The sequence below is a fragment of the Blastococcus sp. TML/C7B genome (genome assembly GCF_016612845.1).
Classification (GTDB): Bacteria; Actinomycetota; Actinomycetes; order Mycobacteriales; family Geodermatophilaceae; genus Blastococcus.
This window is the reverse complement of the sequence record NZ_JAEOAA010000002.1, coordinates 595,518-613,526: the sequence shown is the minus strand read 5'-3', so window position 1 is coordinate 613,526 and position 18,009 is coordinate 595,518. Positions and strand designations below refer to the sequence as shown.

Sequence of the window (18,009 nt, the reverse complement as noted above, 5' to 3'; positions counted from 1 at the left end):
CGCCGGCATGTTGCGCTGGTTGACCGCAGGGGAATCGCACGGTCAGCAGCTCACCGCCATCCTGGAGGGGCTGCCGGCGGGCGTGGAGGTGCAGACCTCCGACCTGGACCGCGAGCTGGCCCGGCGCCGGCTGGGGCACGGCCGCGGGGCCCGGATGTCCTTCGAGCAGGACGAGGTGACCCTCACCGGTGGCGTGCGGCACGGCCGCACCCAGGGCGGGCCGATCGCGGTGCAGGTGGGCAACACCGAGTGGCCGAAGTGGTCGACGGTCATGTCCGCCGACCCGGTGCCCGCCGACGTGCTGGAGGGCCAGGCGCGCAACGCGGCCCTGACCCGGCCGAGGCCGGGCCACGCCGACCTCTCCGGCATGCAGAAGTACGGCTTCGACGACGCCCGGCCGGTGCTCGAGCGGGCCAGCGCCCGCGAGACCGCGGCCCGCGTCGCCCTCGGCGCGATCGCCCAGGCGTTCCTCCGCCAGGCGCTGGGCGTCTCGGTGGTGAGCCACGTCGTCGCCATCGGGCCGGTCACCGCACCCGAGGGCATCGTGCCCGGCCCCGACGACAACCCGGCGCTCGACGAGGACCCGGTGCGCTGCGCCGACCCGGCCACCAGCGCCGCCATGGTCGCCGAGATCGACGACGTCCGGAAGAGCGGTGACACCCTCGGCGGCGTCATCGAGGTCGTCGTCTACGGCCTGCCCCCGGGCCTGGGCAGCCACGTGCACTGGGACCGGCGGCTGGACTCCCGGCTGGCCGGCGCGCTCATGGGCGTGCAGTCGGTGAAGGCGGTGGAGGTCGGCGACGGCCTGGAGACCGCCCGCCGCCGCGGCTCGGTGGCCCACGACGAGATCGTGCTCGTCGACGGCCCGGGCGGGGAGAAGCGCGTGCAGCGGCTCACCGACCGCGCCGGCGGCATCGAGGGCGGCATGACCAACGGCGAGGTGGTGCGCGTGCGCGCGGCGATGAAGCCGATCAGCACGGTGCCCCGTGCGCTGCAGACCGTGGACGTCGCCACCCAGGAGCCCGCGGTCGCGATCAACCAGCGCAGCGACGCCTGCGCCGTGCCCCGCGGCTCCGTGGTCATGGAGGCGATGGTCGCGCTGGTGCTCGCCGACGCGGTCCTGGAGAAGTTCGGGGGCGACTCGGTCGCCGAGACCCGGCGCAACGCCGCGGCCTACCTCGACTCGCTCCCGCTCCGGTGACCGGCCCGATCCTGGTGCTCGTCGGGCCCCCGGCGTCCGGCAAGACCACGGTGGGCACCGCGGTCGCCGCCGCCCTCGGGGTCGGGTTCCGCGACACCGACCGGGACGTCGAGGAGGAGACCGGCACCCGCATCGCCGACCTGTTCGTCGAGCACGGGGAGCCGCACTTCCGCGCCCTCGAGCGCGCGGCGGTCGCCCGCGCGCTGGCCGAGCACGACGGCGTGCTCGCCCTCGGCGGCGGCGCCGTCGTCGACCCGGAGACCCGGGCGCTGCTCGTGGCGCACGGCCGCGGCGGCGGGCGGGTCGTCTGGCTCGACGTCGACCTGGGCTCGGCCGCCAAGCGCGTCGGCCTGTCGCGGGACCGGCCGCTGCTGGCGGTCAACCCGCGCGCCATGCTGCGCACCATGCTCGAGGACCGCGCCCCGCTGTACCGCGAGGTCGCCACCGCCACCGTGCCGACCAGCGGCCGGGAACCCGACGACGTCGTCGTCGACGTGCTCGCCGTCGTGCGGGGAGGAGAGCCCCGATGAGGCAGGTGCAGGTCGCCGGCGAGCGGCCCTACGAGGTGCTCATCGGCGCCGGCGCGCAGACCCGCCTCGGGCTGGTGCTCGACGGCGTCGCCCGCGCCGTGGTCGTGCACGCCCCGCCGCTGACCGCCGCGGCCGGCGCCGCGGTGGAGACGCTGCAGACCTCGGGCATCGCCGCCGAGTCGATCGTGGTGCCGGACGGCGAGGCCGCCAAGACCGCCGAGGTCGCCGCCGGTGCCTGGGAGGAGTTCGGCCGGCTCGGGCTGACCCGCACCGACGCCGTCGTCGGGCTCGGCGGGGGAGCGGTCACCGACCTCGCGGGCTTCCTCGCCGCCACCTGGGCCCGGGGCGTCGCCGTCGTGCAGGTGCCCACCAGCCTGCTCGGCATGGTGGACGCCGCCGTGGGCGGGAAGACCGGCATCAACACCTCCGCCGGCAAGAACCTCGTCGGCGCCTTCCACCCGCCGGCCGCCGTGCTCGCCGACACCGACGCCCTGGCCGGGCTGCCCGACGCCGAGTTCCGCTCGGGGCTGGCCGAGGTCGTCAAGTGCGGCTTCATCGCCGACGCCGAGGTCCTGCGGCTGCTCGGGGAGGACCCCACCGGCCGCCGCGACACCGAGGAGCTCATCGCCCGCGCCGTCCAGGTGAAGGCCGACGCGGTCGGGCAGGACCTGCGCGACACCGGCGTCCGCGAGTTCCTCAACTACGGGCACACCCTGGGCCACGCCATCGAGCGGATCGAGGACTTCGGCTGGCGGCACGGCGAGGCCGTCGCCGTCGGCATGGTGTTCGCCGCGGAGCTCGCCGGACGGGCGGGACTGCTCACCCCCGCCGAGGTCGACCGGCACCGCACGCTGATCGCCGCCATGGGCCTGCCGACCACCTACCGCGGGGACTGGGACGCCCTCCAGGCGGTCATGCGCGTGGACAAGAAGGCCCGCGGCGCCACGCTGCGCTTCGTCGTCCTCGACGGGATCGGCACCCCCCGCATCCTGACCGACCCCGACCAGTCCTGGCTCGACGCCGCCTGGGCAGCCGTGTCGTCCACCCACCCCTCCGCCCCCGCGAACGGAGACACCGCGTGACGATCCAGGTCCTCAACGGCGCCAACCTCGGCCGGCTCGGCACGAGGGAGCCCGAGATCTACGGGACGACCACCTACGCCCAGCTCGTCGACGTCATCGGGACCACGGCGCGCGAGCTGGAGCTCGACGTCGTCGTCCGGCAGACCGACGACGAGGGCGAGCTGCTGCGCTGGGTGCACGAGGCGACCGACGCCGGCGATCCCGTCGTCCTCAACCCGGCCGGCTGGTCGCACACCTCGGTGGTGCTGCGCGACGCGCTGGCCGCGCTCCCCGGGCCGCTGGTCGAGGTGCACATCAGCAACGTGCACACGCGCGAGGAGTTCCGGCACCACTCCTACGTCTCGGCGGTGGCCGACGGCGTGATCGCGGGCCTCGGCATCGAGGGCTACGTGCTGGCGCTGCAGTGGATGGCGCTGCGGGGCCACCGGTGAGCGCTGCGGGACGGGTGGGGAGCCCCGCGGCACGCCGGGACGCGCTGCGGGCCGTCGCCGCGGAGCGGGGTCTGGACGCGGTCCTGGTGACCAACCTGCTCAACGTCCGCTACCTGACCGGGTTCACCGGCTCCAACGGCGCGCTGCTGCTGCGCACCGACGGTGCGGACCTGTTCGGCACCGACGGGCGCTACACCACGCAGGCCGCCGCCCAGGTGCCCGACGTCGAGGTGCTGGTCGACCGCGGCACCGTGCCCGCGCTGGCCCGCGCCGCCGTGCGCACGGGTGCCGGCCGGCTGGGCTTCGAGTCGCACGACCTGACCGTCGACGGGCTGGAGCAGCTGCGCTCGGTGCTGGCCGACGCCGCCGCCGGCGGCACCGTGCCGGAGCTCGCGTCGGTCCGGCGGGCGGTCGAGGCGCAGCGGGCGATCAAGGACGCCGGCGAGATCGAGGCGCTGCGGCGGGCCTGCGCGATCGCCGACGAGGCCCTCGGCGAGCTGGCCACCGAGGGCGCGCTGCGGCCGGGCCGCACCGAGCACGAGGTCGGGCGCGAGCTGGACGCGCGGATGCTCGCCCTCGGTGCGGAGGCGCCCTCGTTCGAGACGATCGTGGCCACCGGCGCGAACTCGGCGATCCCGCACCACCGCCCCGACGGCACCGTGCTGCAGGCCGGCGACTTCCTGAAGCTGGACTTCGGCGCCACCGTCGACGGCTACCACTCGGACATGACCCGCACCCTCGTGCTGGGCCCGGCGGCCGACTGGCAGCGCGAGATCTACGCGCTGGTCGCGGAGTCACAGGCCGCCGGACGAGCCGCCCTGGCGGTCGGCGCGGACGTCGTCGCGGTGGACGCCGCCTCCCGTGACGTCATCGCCGCGGCCGGCCACGGCGACCACTTCACCCACGGCCTCGGGCACGGCGTGGGGCTGGAGATCCACGAGGCGCCGGGCATCGGGCCTCTCGGCGCGGGTACTCTTGCCGCCGGCATGGCCGTCACCGTGGAGCCGGGCGTCTACCTTCCCGGCCGCGGCGGTGTCCGGATCGAGGACACCCTCGTCGTCACCGCGGACGCGCCCGAACTGTTGACCCTCACGAGCAAGGAACTGCTGGTTCTCTAGATGGCTACCACCAACGACCTGAAGAACGGCATCGTCCTCAAGCTGGACGGCCAGCTCTGGACCGTCACCGACTTCCAGCACGTGAAGCCCGGCAAGGGCGGCGCGTTCGTGCGCACCACGCTGAAGAACGTGCTCTCGGGCAAGGTCGTCGACAAGACCTTCAACGCCGGCCTCAAGGTCGAGACGGCCACCGTCGACAAGCGCACGATGACCTTCCTCTACAAGGACGGCGCTGACTTCGTCTTCATGGACGGCGACACGTTCGACCAGATCACCGTGCCGGCGGCCACCGTCGGCGGCGGCGCGGACTACCTCCTCGAGAACACCGAGGTCATGGTGGCCGTGCACGACGAGGTCCCGCTGTACGTCGAGCTCCCGGTGACCATGGAGCTCGTGGTCGAGCACACCGACCCGGGCCTGCAGGGCGACCGCTCCACCGGCGGCACCAAGCCGGCCACCCTGGAGACGGGCGCGCAGATCAACGTCCCGCTGTTCATCTCCACCGGCGAGAAGCTCAAGGTCGACACCCGCGACGGCCGGTACCTCGGCCGGGTCAACTGACCCCGTCCGCGATGCCCTCCACCGCTGTGCCCCCGCGCCGGACCGCCCGCTGATGGCCGCACGGACCAAGGCCCGCAAGCGCGCCGTCGACGTCCTGTACGAGGCCGACGTGCGCGGCCGCGACCGCCGGGCGCTGCTCGAGGAGCGGGTCGCCGACGGCAACCCGCCGGTCCCGGAGCACTCGATCCGGCTGGTCGAGGGCGTGATCGAGCACTCGACGCGCATCGACGAGCTGATCGACACGCACGCCTCGGGCTGGTCGCTGGACCGGCTGCCCGACGTCGACCGCGCGATCCTGCGGATGGCCGTCTTCGAGCTGCTGTGGGTCGACGACGTGCCCGACGCGGTCGTCATCGACGAGGCGGTGGAGCTGGCGAAGACGCTCTCCACCGACGACTCGCCGGCCTACGTCAACGGCGTCCTCGGCGCCGTCCTCCAGGCGGAGATCCCCACGACGTGATCTGTCGGCCTCCGGCCGACACCGCGGCCAGGAGCCGTCCCGACGGGCACTGAGGCCCCTCAGCCGACCCGTCACGGACCCTCCGGGCCCACTCCGCGCCGACTCGGTCCACGGGGCTCCCGCTGCGACGTCCGCTCGTCACTGCAGGTCGCGCCTGGCGAACAGGACCGCGCCGAGCACCAGCACGACAGCGGTGACGGCGCCGAGCAGCAGGCCGGACTGCAGGTGGCCCAGGTAGTACTCGACCGGTTGCAGCACCCCGTCGACGTCGGGCCGGCTCTCGTCGTAGACGTAGAGGGTCGACCCGCCCTGCTCCACGAGCGCGACGGCGTTGTTGCTGAGCAGCCAGGGCTGCCACAGGGGCCGCAGCCCGCGCACCGCGCTCTCCACCACGACCAGGTAGACGAAGGCGACGCCGAGCGCCGCGCCGGTGTTGCGCACCAGGTTGGTCAGGCCGAACGCGAGCAGCGCGGCGAGCACGGTGAGCAGCACGCCGCGGGCCTGGGTCTGCAGCAGGTCGCCCCAGAACCCGGCCGGCAGCGCGGCGTCCCGGCCGACGAGCGCGTGCAGGGTGCCGGCCATCGCCAGCCAGCCGGCCTGGGCGAGCACGCCGATGACGGCCGCCGCCCCGGTGAGGACGACGACCTTCGCGGCCATCACCTGCATCCGGCGGGGCACCCAGAACAGCAGCGCCACCAGCGAGCGCGTCGACCACTCGGCGCCGATCCAGGTCGCCCCGACGAGCGCGACCACGACCGAGGCGAGCGCGGCGAACCCCAGCGCGCCGGTGGTGCCGGAGGCGGCGAGGTCGAACGGGGCGGTGTCCAGGTACCAGGAGAGGTCGTAGTCGTCGCGGGACTGCTCGGGGCCGCAGAAGTCCTCGGGCGAGGTGCCGGCCGGGAGTTCGGCGTCGGCCAGGCACTCCTGGCGGAACTCCTCGTTCATCGCCACGTCGGCGTCGATCTGCTGCTCGGCCCGCGCGATCTCGTCGGCGGTCGGGGTGCCGTACTGGGTCAGGGCGATGCCCGTGGCGGCGAGCCAGCCGACGACGGCGAGGGCGAGCACCACCTGGATGAACCGGCGGGACCGGAACCGGTGCAGCTCCGAGCGCAGCAGGCTGCCGAAGGTCGACCGGGGCGCGGTCCGGTTTCGGCGGGCGGTGCGGACGGCTGCACGACGGCGCTCATGCCGGCGTCCCCGGGTCGGCGCCGGCGGGGCCGTGCTCGCCGCCGGTGAGGGCGAGGAAGGCGCTCTCCAGGTCGGGGGTCAGCCGTCTCAGCTCCTCGAGGTAGATGCCGGCGCCGGCGAGCGCGCGGGTGATCTCGCCGGGGGAGGCGACGGCGTGCACCACCAGCCCGCCGTCGGCGGGGGAGACGGCGAACCCGGCCCGCTGCAGCACGCCGGCGGCCGCGACGGGGTCGGGGACCTGCACGAGCACGTCGCCGGAGCCGCGCCCGGCCAGCACCTCGGCGACCGGCCCGGAGGCGACGCAGCGGCCGCGGGTCAGGATCGACACCGAGTCGCACACCTGCTGGATCTCGCTGAGCAGGTGCGAGGAGAGCAGCACGGTCGTGCGCCCGTGCCGGCCGAGGCGGCGGATGAGCTCGCGGACGTCACGGATGCCGGCCGGGTCCAGCCCGTTGCTCGGCTCGTCCAGGATGAGCAGCCGCGGCTGCTTGAGCAGCGCCGCGGCGATGCCCAGCCGCTGCTTCATGCCGAGCGAGTAGCCCTTGAACCGGTCCTCGGCCCGGTCGGCGAGGTCGACGAGCTCCAGGCACTCCTCGACCCGGGCGCGCGGCAGGCCGGCCGCCTCGGCGAGCAGCTGCAGGTTGAGCCGGCCGGTGAAGCCGGGGAAGAACAGCGGCGTCTCGACCAGCGCGCCGACCGAGCCGATGACGTCGGGCAACCGGTCGGGCACGGGCTGGTCGAGCACCCGGATCGCCCCGCCGCCCGGGTCGGCCGCGACCAGGCCCAGCAGCACGCGGATCGACGTCGTCTTGCCCGAGCCGTTGGGGCCGAGGAAGCCGTGCACCCCGCCGTCCTCGACGAGCAGGTCGAGCCGGTCCAGCGCGCGGTGCGGCGGCCGGCCGCGCCGCCGGTAGGTCTTGGACACGGCGGTCATCTGCACGGCCGGCATGGCTGCACCCTGGCACAGGCCCGCCCGCCGACTGCGTACTTGTCGTCGCCGACACGCGCCGCCACGCCGCGCCCGCCGACGACAACTCAGCACTCGACGCGGGGCCGGAACGACGGAGGGCCCCTGCCGTCGTGGCAGGGGCCCTCCGTTCGTCTCAGGTCACCGCGGGGAGCGGCGGCGCTCCCAGTCGGGGTTGAGCTCCTCGTCCTCGTCGTCCGGGCCACCGAAGCCCACGACGCTCTCCATGCCGGCGGAGATGACGCCCCACTCGATCAGCCGCGAGGTGAGCTCGTCGGGGCTCATGTCGTAGATGATCGCCAGCGACTTGAGGTCCTCGGCGCGGATCGAGAGGACCTTGCCGTTGTAGTCGTGCCGCTGCGCCTGGATGGTCGAGGCGTAGCGGGCCAGCGGGCCGGCCTCGTCGGCGGGCAGCGAGCCCAGTGACTCGAGGTTCAGCACGATCTTGCTGCTGGAGGTGACCGCGGAGCTCGGCCGCGGGTCGGGCAGCAGCTCGGAGACCGGCACGCCGTAGAAGACGGCGAGTTCGGAGAGCCGCTGCACGGTGACGGCGCGGTCGCCGCGCTCGTAGGAGCCGACGACGACTGCCTTCCAGCGGCCGTGCGACTTGTCCTCCACGCCCTGCAGGGACAGGCCCTGCTGGTTGCGGATGGCGCGGAGCCGGGCGCCCAGGGCCCGTGAGTAGTCGGTGCTCATCGCGTTCCTGCTCACTGTCCGTCGTCTGGGGGTGGTCGTGATCGTCACGCAGCGTACTGGTCAACGGGTGTGCGCAACACCCGGTCACGCCCCGGCGCAGAAAGTCCGGGCGCCCGACCAGCGGCTCCGCACCGCCGCCGGGCCGGCGGGGCCCGTGCAGTACCGTCGGGGCAGGTCCACCCACTCCTTTAACGACCCGTCCCGTGAGGCGGGGAAGGAGGCCTGATGGCCAGCTCGACCCCGCCTGCCCGGAACGCGGCGCCCCCCAGCGGCGACCCGTCGGCCGGCTCCCTCCTCTCCGCCGCCGACGTCGCCCGGATGGTCGACCGGATGGCCCACCAGCTCATCGAGCGCGCAGCCGCTGCTGCCGCACCCGGTGACCCGACGGCCGGGCTCGACGGCCTGGTCCTGGTCGGCATCCCCACCCGCGGCGCCCCGCTCGCCCGCCGGCTGGCCGCGCGGATCGAGGCCTTCGCCGGCGTCGCCGTCGACGTCGGCACCGTCGACATCACGCTCTACCGCGACGACCTGCGCCGCCGCGGCGTCCGCGCCCTGGAGCCCACGGTGCTGCCCGACGGCGGCATCGACGACCGGCTCGTGGTGCTCGTGGACGACGTCCTGTATTCCGGCCGGTCGGTGCGTGCGGCGCTGGACGCGCTGCGCGACCTGGGCCGGCCGCGGGCGGTGCAGCTGGCGGTCCTGGTCGACCGCGGGCACCGCGAGCTGCCGATCCGCGCCGACCTGGTCGGCAAGAACCTGCCCACCGCGCGCAGCCAGAAGGTGTCGGTGCGGCTCGCGGAGATCGACGGCGTCGACGAGGTCAGCGTCACGGAGGTGGTGGAGCAGTGAAGCGGCACCTGCTGGAGGCCGCCGACCTCGACCGGGACGACGCGACGCTGGTGCTCGACACGGCGGCGCAGATCGACCAGGCGCTGGCCGGCCGCGAGGTGAAGAAGCTCCCGACGCTGCGCGGGCGCACGGTGGTCAACCTGTTCTACGAGGACTCCACCCGCACCCGGATCTCCTTCGAGCTGGCCGCCAAGCGGTTGAGCGCCGACGTCATCAACTTCTCCGCGAAGGGCAGCAGCGTCTCCAAGGGCGAGAGCCTCAAGGACACCGCGCTGACCCTGGAGGCGATGGGTGCCGACGGCGTCGTCGTCCGGCACGCGGCCTCGGGCGCACCCCACCGGCTGGCGAACTGGGTGCGCGGCAGCGTGGTCAACGCCGGCGACGGCACGCACGAGCACCCGACGCAGGCGCTGCTGGACGCGTACACGATCCGGCAGCGGCTGGGCCGGCTCGAGGGCGCGCGGGTGGCGATCGTCGGCGACGTCCTGCACAGCCGGGTCGCCCGCTCCAACGTGGGGCTGCTGCACACCCTCGGCGCCGAGGTCACCCTCGTCGCGCCCCCGACGCTGCTGCCGGTGGGGGTGGGCAGCTGGCCGGCGGAGGTGTCCTACGACCTCGACGCCGTGCTGCCCAAGGTCGACGTGGTGATGATGCTGCGGGTGCAGGCCGAGCGGATGAACGCCTCGTTCTTCCCGAGCGCGCGGGAGTACAGCCGCCGCTACGGCCTGGACGCCCGCCGCATGGCCGCGCTGCCCGACGACGCGATCGTCATGCACCCCGGCCCGATGAACCGCGGGATGGAGATCGCCGCCGAGGTGGCCGACTCCGCCCGCTCCACGATCGTCGAGCAGGTCGCCAACGGGGTCTCCACCCGCATGGCCGTGCTCTACCTGCTGCTCGGAGGCTCGCCCGCATGACCACGTACCTCATCAAGGGCGCGCGCCCGCTCGGCGGCGACGCGGCCGACATCCTGGTGAAGGACGGCCGGATCGCCGCCATCGGCGACAACCTCTCCGCGACCGGCGCCGAGGTCGTCGAGGCCGCCGGGCTGATCGCGCTGCCCGGCCTGGTCGACCTGCACACCCACCTGCGCGAGCCGGGCCGGGAGGACGCCGAGACCGTCGAGACCGGCAGCCGGGCCGCCGCGCTCGGGGGCTTCACCGCGGTGCACGCCATGGCCAACACCGACCCGGTCGCCGACACCGCCGGCGTCGTCGAGCAGGTGTGGCGGCTGGGCCAGGAGGCCGGGCTGGTCGACGTCGTCCCGGTGGGCGCGGTGACCGTGGGCCTCCGGGGCGAGCGGCTGGCCGAGCTCGGTGCCATGGCCGACTCCGCCGCGCGGGTCCGCGTCTTCTCCGACGACGGGCACTGCGTCGCCGACCCCGCGCTCATGCGCCGCGCGCTGGAGTACGTGAAGGCCTTCGACGGCGTCGTCGCCCAGCACGCCGAGGAGCCCCGGCTGACCGTGGGCGCCCAGATGCACGAGGGCGACCGCTCGGCGTCGCTCGGCCTGACCGGCTGGCCGGCCGCCGCGGAGGAGGCGATCATCGCCCGCGACGTGCTGCTCGCCCAGCACGTCGGCGCGCGGCTGCACGTCTGCCACGTCTCGACGGCGGGCTCGGTGGAGATCCTGCGCTGGGCGAAGTCCCGCGGCGTGCAGGTCACCGCCGAGGTCACCCCGCACCACCTGCTGCTCACCGACGCCTGCGCCGAGAGCTACGACCCGGTGTTCAAGGTCAACCCGCCGCTGCGCACGGACGCCGACGTCGAGGCGCTGCGCGCCGGGCTGGCCGACGGCACGATCGACGCCGTCGGCACCGACCACGCACCGCACGCGGTGGAGGACAAGGAGAGCGAGTGGGCGTCGGCCCGGCCCGGCATGCTGGGGCTGGAGCAGGCGCTCTCCGTGGTGATCGAGACGATGGTCGAGCCCGGCCGCCTCGACTGGGCCGGCGTCGCCGACCGCATGTCGGTGCGCCCCGCGGCCATCGGCCGCCTCGACGGGCACGGCCGGCCGATCGCGCCGGGCGAGCCCGCCAACCTGCTGCTGCTGGACCCCACGAGCCGGGCCACCGTCGACCCGGCCGCGCTGGCCAGCCGCAGCCGCAACAGCCCCTATGCCGGCCGGGAGCTCCCCGGCCGGGTCGTCGCGACCTTCCTGCGGGGAGTCCCGACGGTGCTCGACGGAAAGGCGCAGAAGTGAAGGACGCGATCCTCGTGCTCGAGGACGGCAGGACGTTCCGGGGCGAGGCCTACGGCGCGGTCGGGACGACGGTCGGCGAGGCGGTGTTCGCCACCGGCATGACCGGCTACCAGGAGACGCTGACCGACCCCAGCTACGCCGGTCAGATCGTGGCGATGACGGCCCCGCACATCGGCAACACCGGCGTGAACGGCGAGGACGACGAGAGCCGCCGCATGTGGCCGGCCGGGTTCGTCGTGCGCGACCCCGCGCGACGCACCTCTAACTGGCGGGCCACCGGGACGCTGGACGACGAGCTGGTCGCCCAGGGCATCGTCGGCATCAGCGGCATCGACACCCGTGCGCTCACCCGCCACCTGCGCGACCGCGGCGCCATGCGCGCCGGCATCAGCAGCGAGCTCTCTGTCGACGAACTGCTGACCCGGGTCACCGCGGCCGCCGGCATGGCCGGTGCGGACCTCGCACCCACGGTGAGCACCGGCGAGGCCTACGTCGTCCCGGCGGTGGGGGAGAAGCGGTTCACCATCGCCGCGCTCGACCTGGGCATCAAGACCGCCACCCCGCGGCACCTGGCCGAGCTCGGCGTCGAGACGCACGTGCTGCCCTCGACGGCCACCGCCGAGGAGCTGCTCGCCGCGGGCCCGGACGGGGTGTTCCTCTCCAACGGCCCGGGCGACCCGGCCGCCGCCGACTACGCCGTCGCCGCGGTGCGGGGCGTGCTGGACGCCCGCCGCCCGCTGTTCGGCATCTGCTTCGGCAACCAGATCCTGGGCCGCGCGCTGGGCCTGGGCACCTACAAGCTGCGCTTCGGCCACCGCGGGCTCAACCAGCCGGTGCTCGACCGGGTCAGCGGCACGGTCCGGGTGACCAGCCACAACCACGGCTTCGCCGTCGACGCCCCGCTCGACCGGCCCACCGACACCCCGTACGGGCCGGTGGAGGTCAGCCACGTCGGGCTGAACGACGACGTCGTCGAGGGGCTGCGGCTGCTCGAGACGCCGGCCTTCAGCGTCCAGTTCCACCCCGAGTCGGCCGCCGGGCCGCACGACGCCGCGCCGCTGTTCCAGCGCTTCGTCGACCTCATGGAGTCCGCCCGCGCCGGGGAGAAGAACTGATGCCGAAGCGCACCGACATCGAGCACGTCCTGGTCATCGGCTCCGGGCCGATCCTCATCGGCCAGGCCGCCGAGTTCGACTACTCCGGCACCCAGGCCTGCCGCGTGCTGCGCGCCGAGGGCCTGCGGGTCAGCCTGGTGAACAGCAACCCGGCGACGATCATGACCGATCCCGAGGTCGCCGACGCCACCTACGTCGAGCCGCTGACCCCGGAGTTCGTCGAGAAGGTCATCGCCAAGGAGCGCCCCGACGCGCTGCTGGCCACCCTCGGCGGGCAGACCGCGCTGAACATCGCGATCGGCCTGTACGAGAACGGCGTGCTGGAGAAGTACGGCGTCCAGCTGATCGGCGCCGACGTCGACGCGATCAACCGCGGCGAGGACCGGCAGCTGTTCAAGGACATCGTCCGCTCGATCGGCGCCGACGCCCCCCGCTCGACGGTGTGCTCCACCGTCGAGGAGGCGCTCGCGACCGCCGAGGAGGTCGGCTACCCGGTCGTCATCCGGCCCAGCTTCACCATGGGCGGGCTCGGCTCGGGCTTCGCCACCGACGAGGCGATGCTGCGCCGCATGGCCTCCCACGGCCTGGCCGACTCCCCGGTGCACACCGTCCTCATCGAGGAGTCGGTGCTGGGCTGGAAGGAGTACGAGCTGGAGCTGATGCGCGACCGCAGCGACAACGTGGTGGTCATCTGCTCGATCGAGAACATCGACGCGATGGGCGTGCACACCGGCGACTCGGTGACCGTCGCTCCGGCGATGACGCTCACCGACCGCGAGTACCAGAAGATGCGCGACGTCGGCATCGCCGTGCTGCGCGAGGTCGGCGTCGACACCGGTGGCTGCAACATCCAGTTCGCCGTCAACCCCGCCGACGGCCGGCTGGTCGTCATCGAGATGAACCCGCGGGTCTCCCGGTCCAGCGCGCTGGCGTCCAAGGCCACCGGCTTCCCGATCGCCAAGATCGCCGCGAAGCTGGCCATCGGCTACACCCTCGACGAGATCACCAACGACATCACCGGCGTCACCCCGGCGGCGTTCGAGCCGACGCTGGACTACGTCGTGGTCAAGATCCCGCGGTTCGCCTTCGAGAAGTTCCCCGGTGCCGACCCCCGGCTGACGACGACGATGAAGAGCGTCGGCGAGGTCATGTCGATGGGCCGCAACTTCGCCGAGGCCCTCGGCAAGGCGATGCGCTCCACCGAGACCAAGGTCGCCGGCTTCTGGACCGGTGGGGAGGAGACGCGGAGCGCCCAGGAGCTGCTCGACGCGCTGCGCGTGCCGGTCGACGGCCGGCTCTACCTCGCCGAGGCGGCGCTCGCCGCCGGTGCGAGCGTCGAAGACGTAGCGGCTGCTAGTGGATTCGATCCATGGTTCGTCGACCAGATCGCGCTGGTCCGCGGGGTGGCCGACGAGGTGCGCACCGCGCCGTCGCTCACCCCGGAGGTGCTGCGCCGGGCCAAGCGGTACGGGCTGTCGGACCGGCAGATCGCCGCGCTGCGCCCCGAGCTCGCCGGTGAGGACGGCGTCCGGTCGCTGCGCTGGCGGCAGGGCATCCGGCCGGTCTACAAGACCGTCGACACCTGCGCCGGCGAGTTCGCCGCCCGCACGCCGTACCACTACTCGTCCTACGACGAGGAGACCGAGGTCGAGCCGCGCGAGAAGCCGGCGGTGCTCATCCTGGGCTCCGGGCCGAACCGGATCGGGCAGGGCATCGAGTTCGACTACTCCTGCGTGCACGCCGTGCTGGCGCTGCAGGACGCCGGCTACGAGGCGGTGATGGTCAACTGCAACCCCGAGACCGTCTCCACCGACTACGACACCGCCGACCGGCTCTACTTCGAGCCGCTGACCTTCGAGGACGTCCTCGAGGTGGTCGAGGCCGAGCGCGCCGCCGGCCCGGTCGCCGGCGTCATCTGCACCCTGGGCGGGCAGACGCCGCTGGCGCTGGCGCAGCGGCTCAAGGACGCCGGCGTGCCGGTGCTGGGCACCTCGCCCGAGGCGATCGACGACGCCGAGGACCGCGGGGCGTTCAGCCGGGTGCTCTCCGACACCGGGCTGCTCGCGCCCAAGCACGGGATGGCGACCACGTTCGCCGAGGCCCGCGCGATCGCGGCGGACATCGGCTACCCGGTGCTGGTGCGCCCCTCCTACGTGCTGGGCGGCCGCGGTATGGAGATCGTCTACGACGACGCCACGCTCGAGGCCTACATCGCCAAGGCGACCGACGTCAGCGTCGACCACCCGGTGCTCGTGGACCGCTTCCTCGAGGACGCCGTCGAGATCGACGTGGACGCGCTCTACGACGGCACCGACCTCTACCTGGGCGGGGTCATGGAGCACATCGAGGAGGCCGGCATCCACTCCGGTGACTCCGCGTGCGCCCTGCCGCCGATCACCCTCGGCACCGCGGACCTGCTGAAGATCCGGGCCGCCACGGAGAAGCTGGCCGAGCGGATCGGCGTCCGCGGGCTGATGAACGTCCAGTACGCGATCAAGGACGACATCCTCTACGTCATCGAGGCCAACCCGCGGGCCAGCCGCACGGTGCCGTTCGTGTCGAAGACGACGGCGGTGCAGCTGGCCAAGGCGGCGGCGCGCATCGCGGTGGGGGAGACGATCGCCGAGCTGCGCGCGGCCGGGGTGCTCCCCGCGACCGGCGACGGCACCGACCTGCCCGAGGGCGCGCCGATCGCGGTCAAGGAGGCGGTCCTGCCCTTCCACCGGTTCCGCGACCTCGAGGGCCACGGGGTGGACACCGTGCTCTCCCCGGAGATGAAGTCGACCGGCGAGGTCATGGGCCTGGACACCGAGTTCGGCACCGCCTTCGCCAAGTCCCAGGCGGCCGCCTACGGGTCGCTGCCGGTGAAGGGCACGGTCTTCGTCTCGCTGGCCAACCGCGACAAGCGCGGCGCGATCTTCCCGGTCAAGCGGCTCGCCGACCTCGGCTTCCGCATCCTCGCCACGGCCGGCACCGCGCAGGTGCTGCGCCGCAACGGCGTGACCGCCGAGGTGGTCGGCAAGTTCAGCGAGGGTCCGGGCAACGTCGTCGAGGCGATCCTGGCCGGGGACGTCGACATGGTGGTCAACACGCCGTTCGGCGCGCCGGGCAACAGCGGCCCGCGGCTGGACGGCTACGAGATCCGCACCGCCGCGGTCTCCGCCGGCATCCCGTGCATCACCACGGTGCAGGGCCTGGGTGCCGCGGTGCAGGGCATCGAGGCGCTGCGGCAGGGCGGCATCGGCGTGCGCAGCCTCCAGGAGGTGCACGCCGCGCTGGCCGCGGGAGCGCAGGCGTGAGCTCCCCGGTCCGGCAACTGCGCGACGACCTGGTCGCGCGCGGGCTGGTCGAGCAGCTGCCGGCAGCGTTCCGGGCCGGGCTGACCCGGTTCGGCACGCCGCCGGCCGGCGAGCTCGCCGCGCTGACCGGGGCCGCCGAGGACCTCGCCGGGCGCCTGGCCTCCGGCGGGGTCGGGGACGCCGACCTGCCGCTGCTGGTCCGGGTCCTCTACGTCGCCCGCCGTGCCGACCTGCTCGCCGGGCACGGGCTGCCGACGCCGGCCTACGACGTGCTCGGCGGGTTCCGGGAGAACCTCGACCGCCCGCTGGGCGCCCGGCTCCCCGAGCGGCCGTCGGCCGGGGGACGCCGCTGGCGGCTGCTCGGCCGCTCGGTCGGCTTCCCGATCGGCATCCCGGCGTGCGTGCTCAACGGCAGCGAGGCGTGGGTGCGGCACAACGTCGCCAACGGCTGGAACGTGCTCACCTACAAGACCGTGCGCGGCCGCGCCCACCCGGCCAACGAGGCGCCGAACTGGGTGCTCGCCGCCCGGGAGACCGCGAGCCTCGCCCCCGGGGCGGACGCCGACGTCGTGGCCGACCCGTGGGACTGGGTGCCGCCGGGCACCCGCGAGGTCAGCAGCGTCAACTCCTTCGGCGTGCCCTCGCCCGAGCCCGCGGAGTGGATGGCCGACCTCGCCCGGGCGGTCGCCGCGGTGGGCGAGGAGCAGCTGCTCCTGGTCAGCGTCATGGGGGAGGACCCCGAGGGTCGCGGCGACGTCGCCGCCCTGGCCGGCGACTTCGCCCGCACGGCGCTCATGGCCCGCGAGGCCGGCGCGCAGGTCGTCGAGCTCAACCTCTCCTGCCCGAACACCCTCGACCGCTCGGCGAGCGGCGTGAAGCCGCCGCTGTGCCTGGACCCCGACGCCACCGTGGCCGTCGTCGAGCACGTCCGCCGCGCGCTCGACGACGGCGCCGGGCTGGTCGCCAAGCTCTCCTGGCTCGACGAGCCGCAGCTGGCCGCGCTCGTGCCGCGCCTCGCGCCCCTGGTCGACGGGATCGCGGGCATCAACACCGTGCAGAGCCGGGTGCGCCGCAGCGACGGCACCCCGACCTTCCCCGGGCGCGAGCTGGCCGGGCTGTCGGGCATCGCCGTCCGCGAGCCGGCGCTGGACTTCACCCGGCGGCTGGTCGCGCTGCGCGAGGCCGGCGGCGTCCCCTTCGACGTCCTCGCCATGGGCGGGGTCACCGACCCGGCGTCGTTCGAGGCGCTGTTCGCCACCGGCGCCGACGCGGTGCAGACCGCGGCCGGCGCCTTCGCCGACCCCGGGCTGGCCGCGTCCTGCACCGCCGCGCTGGCGAGCACCCTGCCACGATCCGGAGGAAACCCGTGACCGCACCCTTCGGCTCCCGCCTCGCCGATGCCGTCGCCGCCCGCGGTCCGCTGTGCGTGGGCATCGACCCGCACCCGCCGCTGCTGGAGCGCTGGGGGTTGCCGGACAGCCCGGAGGGCCTGGCCCGGTTCACCGACGCCGTCGTCGACGCGCTGGCCGGGTCGGTCGCCGTCCTCAAGCCGCAGGCGGCCTTCTACGAGCGGCACGGCTCGCGGGGCCTGGCGGTGCTGGAGGACGGCGTCGCCCGCGCCCGCGCCGCCGGGGCCCTGGTGCTGCTGGACGCCAAGCGCGGGGACATCGACTCCACGATGGCCGCCTACGCCGACTACCTGCGCCCCGACCACCCGCTGGCGGTCGACGCGATGACGGTGAGCCCCTTCCTGGGCGCCGGCTCGCTGCAGCCCGCCGTCGACACCGCCCGCGCGCACGGGGGAGGGCTGTTCGTCCTGGCGCGGACCTCCAACCCGGACGCCGGCTCCCTCCAGCTGGTCGGATCGCCGTCGGTCGCGCAGCGCGTCGTCGACACCGTGGCGGGCTGGAACGCGGAGACCCCGGGCGGCTCGTTCGGCGTCGTCGTCGGCGCCACGCTGAGCGACCTCGACGTCGACCTGGGCGGGCTCGGGGGGCCGGTGCTCGCCCCGGGCCTGGGCGCCCAGGGCGGGTCGCCCGAGGACGTGCGCCGGCTGTTCGGCGCCGGCTTGGTCGTGCTGCCCAGCGTCTCGCGGGACGTGCTCTCCGCCGGCCCGGGCACCGCGGCGCTGCGGGCGGCGGCCGACCGCTGGTCGGCGGCGCTCGCCGGCTGAGCCGTCGGCCGGACCGGCCGGGACCGCGTCCCCACCGGCGTGTCGCGCGTGCGGCGTGTCGCGCTCCGGCGCCTTGCCGATCGGTCGGGAACCGGTTCGGAACGGGTCCGTCCGCATCCACCCCTGACCTGCGGTG

The 18,009-nt window shown here is 74.4% G+C and carries 17 protein-coding genes; 14 read left to right on the top strand and 3 right to left on the bottom strand.

What is annotated here, in order from left to right:
- The first annotated feature begins 19 nt into the window (after positions 1-19).
- Genes aroC through nusB form a run of 7 tightly spaced genes read left to right on the top strand, consistent with a single transcriptional unit; the run spans position 20 to position 5,383 of the window.
- Positions 20-1,201 carry a chorismate synthase gene (gene aroC, locus JKP76_RS15830; RefSeq protein WP_242471974.1) on the top strand — a complete coding sequence of 394 codons (1,182 nt, stop codon included), beginning with the start codon at positions 20-22 and terminating at the stop codon, positions 1,199-1,201.
- A complete protein-coding gene (locus JKP76_RS15825) occupies positions 1,198-1,731 on the top strand; it encodes a shikimate kinase (RefSeq protein WP_200491861.1) in 534 nt (177 codons plus the stop codon). The genes aroC and JKP76_RS15825 overlap by 4 nt, the downstream gene beginning before the upstream one ends.
- Positions 1,728-2,813 carry a 3-dehydroquinate synthase gene (aroB, locus tag JKP76_RS15820; RefSeq protein ID WP_200491860.1) on the top strand — a complete coding sequence of 362 codons (1,086 nt, stop codon included), beginning with the start codon at positions 1,728-1,730 and terminating at the stop codon, positions 2,811-2,813. Before JKP76_RS15825 ends, aroB begins: the two co-directional genes overlap by 4 nt.
- A complete protein-coding gene (gene aroQ, locus JKP76_RS15815) occupies positions 2,810-3,244 on the top strand; it encodes a type II 3-dehydroquinate dehydratase (RefSeq protein WP_200491859.1) in 435 nt (144 codons plus the stop codon). Before aroB ends, aroQ begins: the two co-directional genes overlap by 4 nt.
- Positions 3,241-4,362: a Xaa-Pro peptidase family protein gene (locus JKP76_RS15810; protein ID WP_200491858.1), complete on the top strand. Its 1,122-nt coding sequence runs from the start codon at positions 3,241-3,243 to the stop codon at positions 4,360-4,362. The genes aroQ and JKP76_RS15810 overlap by 4 nt, the downstream gene beginning before the upstream one ends.
- Positions 4,363-4,923, top strand: a complete 561-nt coding sequence (gene efp / locus JKP76_RS15805) for an elongation factor P (protein ID WP_200491857.1) — start codon at positions 4,363-4,365, stop codon at positions 4,921-4,923.
- Between the two features lie 52 nt (positions 4,924-4,975).
- On the top strand, positions 4,976-5,383 hold the full coding sequence (gene nusB / locus JKP76_RS15800) for a transcription antitermination factor NusB (protein WP_200491856.1): 408 nt from the start codon (positions 4,976-4,978) through the stop codon (positions 5,381-5,383).
- 138 nt (positions 5,384-5,521) lie between these two features.
- On the opposite strand, the gene JKP76_RS15795 is transcribed toward nusB, so the two are convergent.
- From JKP76_RS15795 to JKP76_RS15785, 3 genes are all read right to left on the bottom strand, one after another.
- The gene (locus tag JKP76_RS15795; RefSeq protein ID WP_242472175.1) at positions 5,522-6,484 is read right to left on the bottom strand and encodes an ABC transporter permease subunit; all 963 of its coding nucleotides are present in this window, start codon (positions 6,482-6,484) and stop codon (positions 5,522-5,524) included.
- 82 nt (positions 6,485-6,566) lie between these two features.
- Positions 6,567-7,520 carry an ABC transporter ATP-binding protein gene (locus JKP76_RS15790; RefSeq protein ID WP_200491854.1) on the bottom strand — a complete coding sequence of 318 codons (954 nt, stop codon included), beginning with the start codon at positions 7,518-7,520 and terminating at the stop codon, positions 6,567-6,569.
- Between the two features lie 159 nt (positions 7,521-7,679).
- A complete protein-coding gene (locus JKP76_RS15785; protein WP_200491853.1) occupies positions 7,680-8,234 on the bottom strand; it encodes a transcriptional regulator in 555 nt (184 codons plus the stop codon).
- 225 nt (positions 8,235-8,459) lie between these two features.
- On the opposite strand from JKP76_RS15785, the gene pyrR reads away from it, so the two are divergent.
- Genes pyrR through pyrF form a run of 7 tightly spaced genes read left to right on the top strand, consistent with a single transcriptional unit; the run spans position 8,460 to position 17,873 of the window.
- Positions 8,460-9,083 (top strand): bifunctional pyr operon transcriptional regulator/uracil phosphoribosyltransferase PyrR, encoded by a 624-nt coding sequence (gene pyrR / locus JKP76_RS15780; RefSeq protein ID WP_200491852.1) that lies wholly within the window; start codon positions 8,460-8,462, stop codon positions 9,081-9,083.
- The gene (locus tag JKP76_RS15775) at positions 9,080-10,000 is read left to right on the top strand and encodes an aspartate carbamoyltransferase catalytic subunit (RefSeq protein ID WP_200491851.1); all 921 of its coding nucleotides are present in this window, start codon (positions 9,080-9,082) and stop codon (positions 9,998-10,000) included. Before pyrR ends, JKP76_RS15775 begins: the two co-directional genes overlap by 4 nt.
- Positions 9,997-11,286, top strand: a complete 1,290-nt coding sequence (locus JKP76_RS15770; protein ID WP_200491850.1) for a dihydroorotase — start codon at positions 9,997-9,999, stop codon at positions 11,284-11,286. The genes JKP76_RS15775 and JKP76_RS15770 overlap by 4 nt, the downstream gene beginning before the upstream one ends.
- Complete coding sequence (gene carA / locus JKP76_RS15765) at positions 11,283-12,401, top strand: glutamine-hydrolyzing carbamoyl-phosphate synthase small subunit (protein ID WP_200491849.1); 1,119 nt, start codon at positions 11,283-11,285, stop codon at positions 12,399-12,401. Before JKP76_RS15770 ends, carA begins: the two co-directional genes overlap by 4 nt.
- Entirely contained in the window at positions 12,401-15,700 is a 3,300-nt protein-coding gene (carB, locus tag JKP76_RS15760) for a carbamoyl-phosphate synthase large subunit (protein WP_200491848.1), read from the top strand. The genes carA and carB overlap by 1 nt, the downstream gene beginning before the upstream one ends.
- The gene (locus JKP76_RS15755; protein ID WP_200491847.1) at positions 15,697-17,070 is read left to right on the top strand and encodes a dihydroorotate oxidase; all 1,374 of its coding nucleotides are present in this window, start codon (positions 15,697-15,699) and stop codon (positions 17,068-17,070) included. The genes carB and JKP76_RS15755 overlap by 4 nt, the downstream gene beginning before the upstream one ends.
- Complete coding sequence (pyrF, locus tag JKP76_RS15750; protein WP_200491846.1) at positions 17,067-17,873, top strand: orotidine-5'-phosphate decarboxylase; 807 nt, start codon at positions 17,067-17,069, stop codon at positions 17,871-17,873. The genes JKP76_RS15755 and pyrF overlap by 4 nt, the downstream gene beginning before the upstream one ends.
- Positions 17,874-18,009 lie beyond the last annotated feature (136 nt).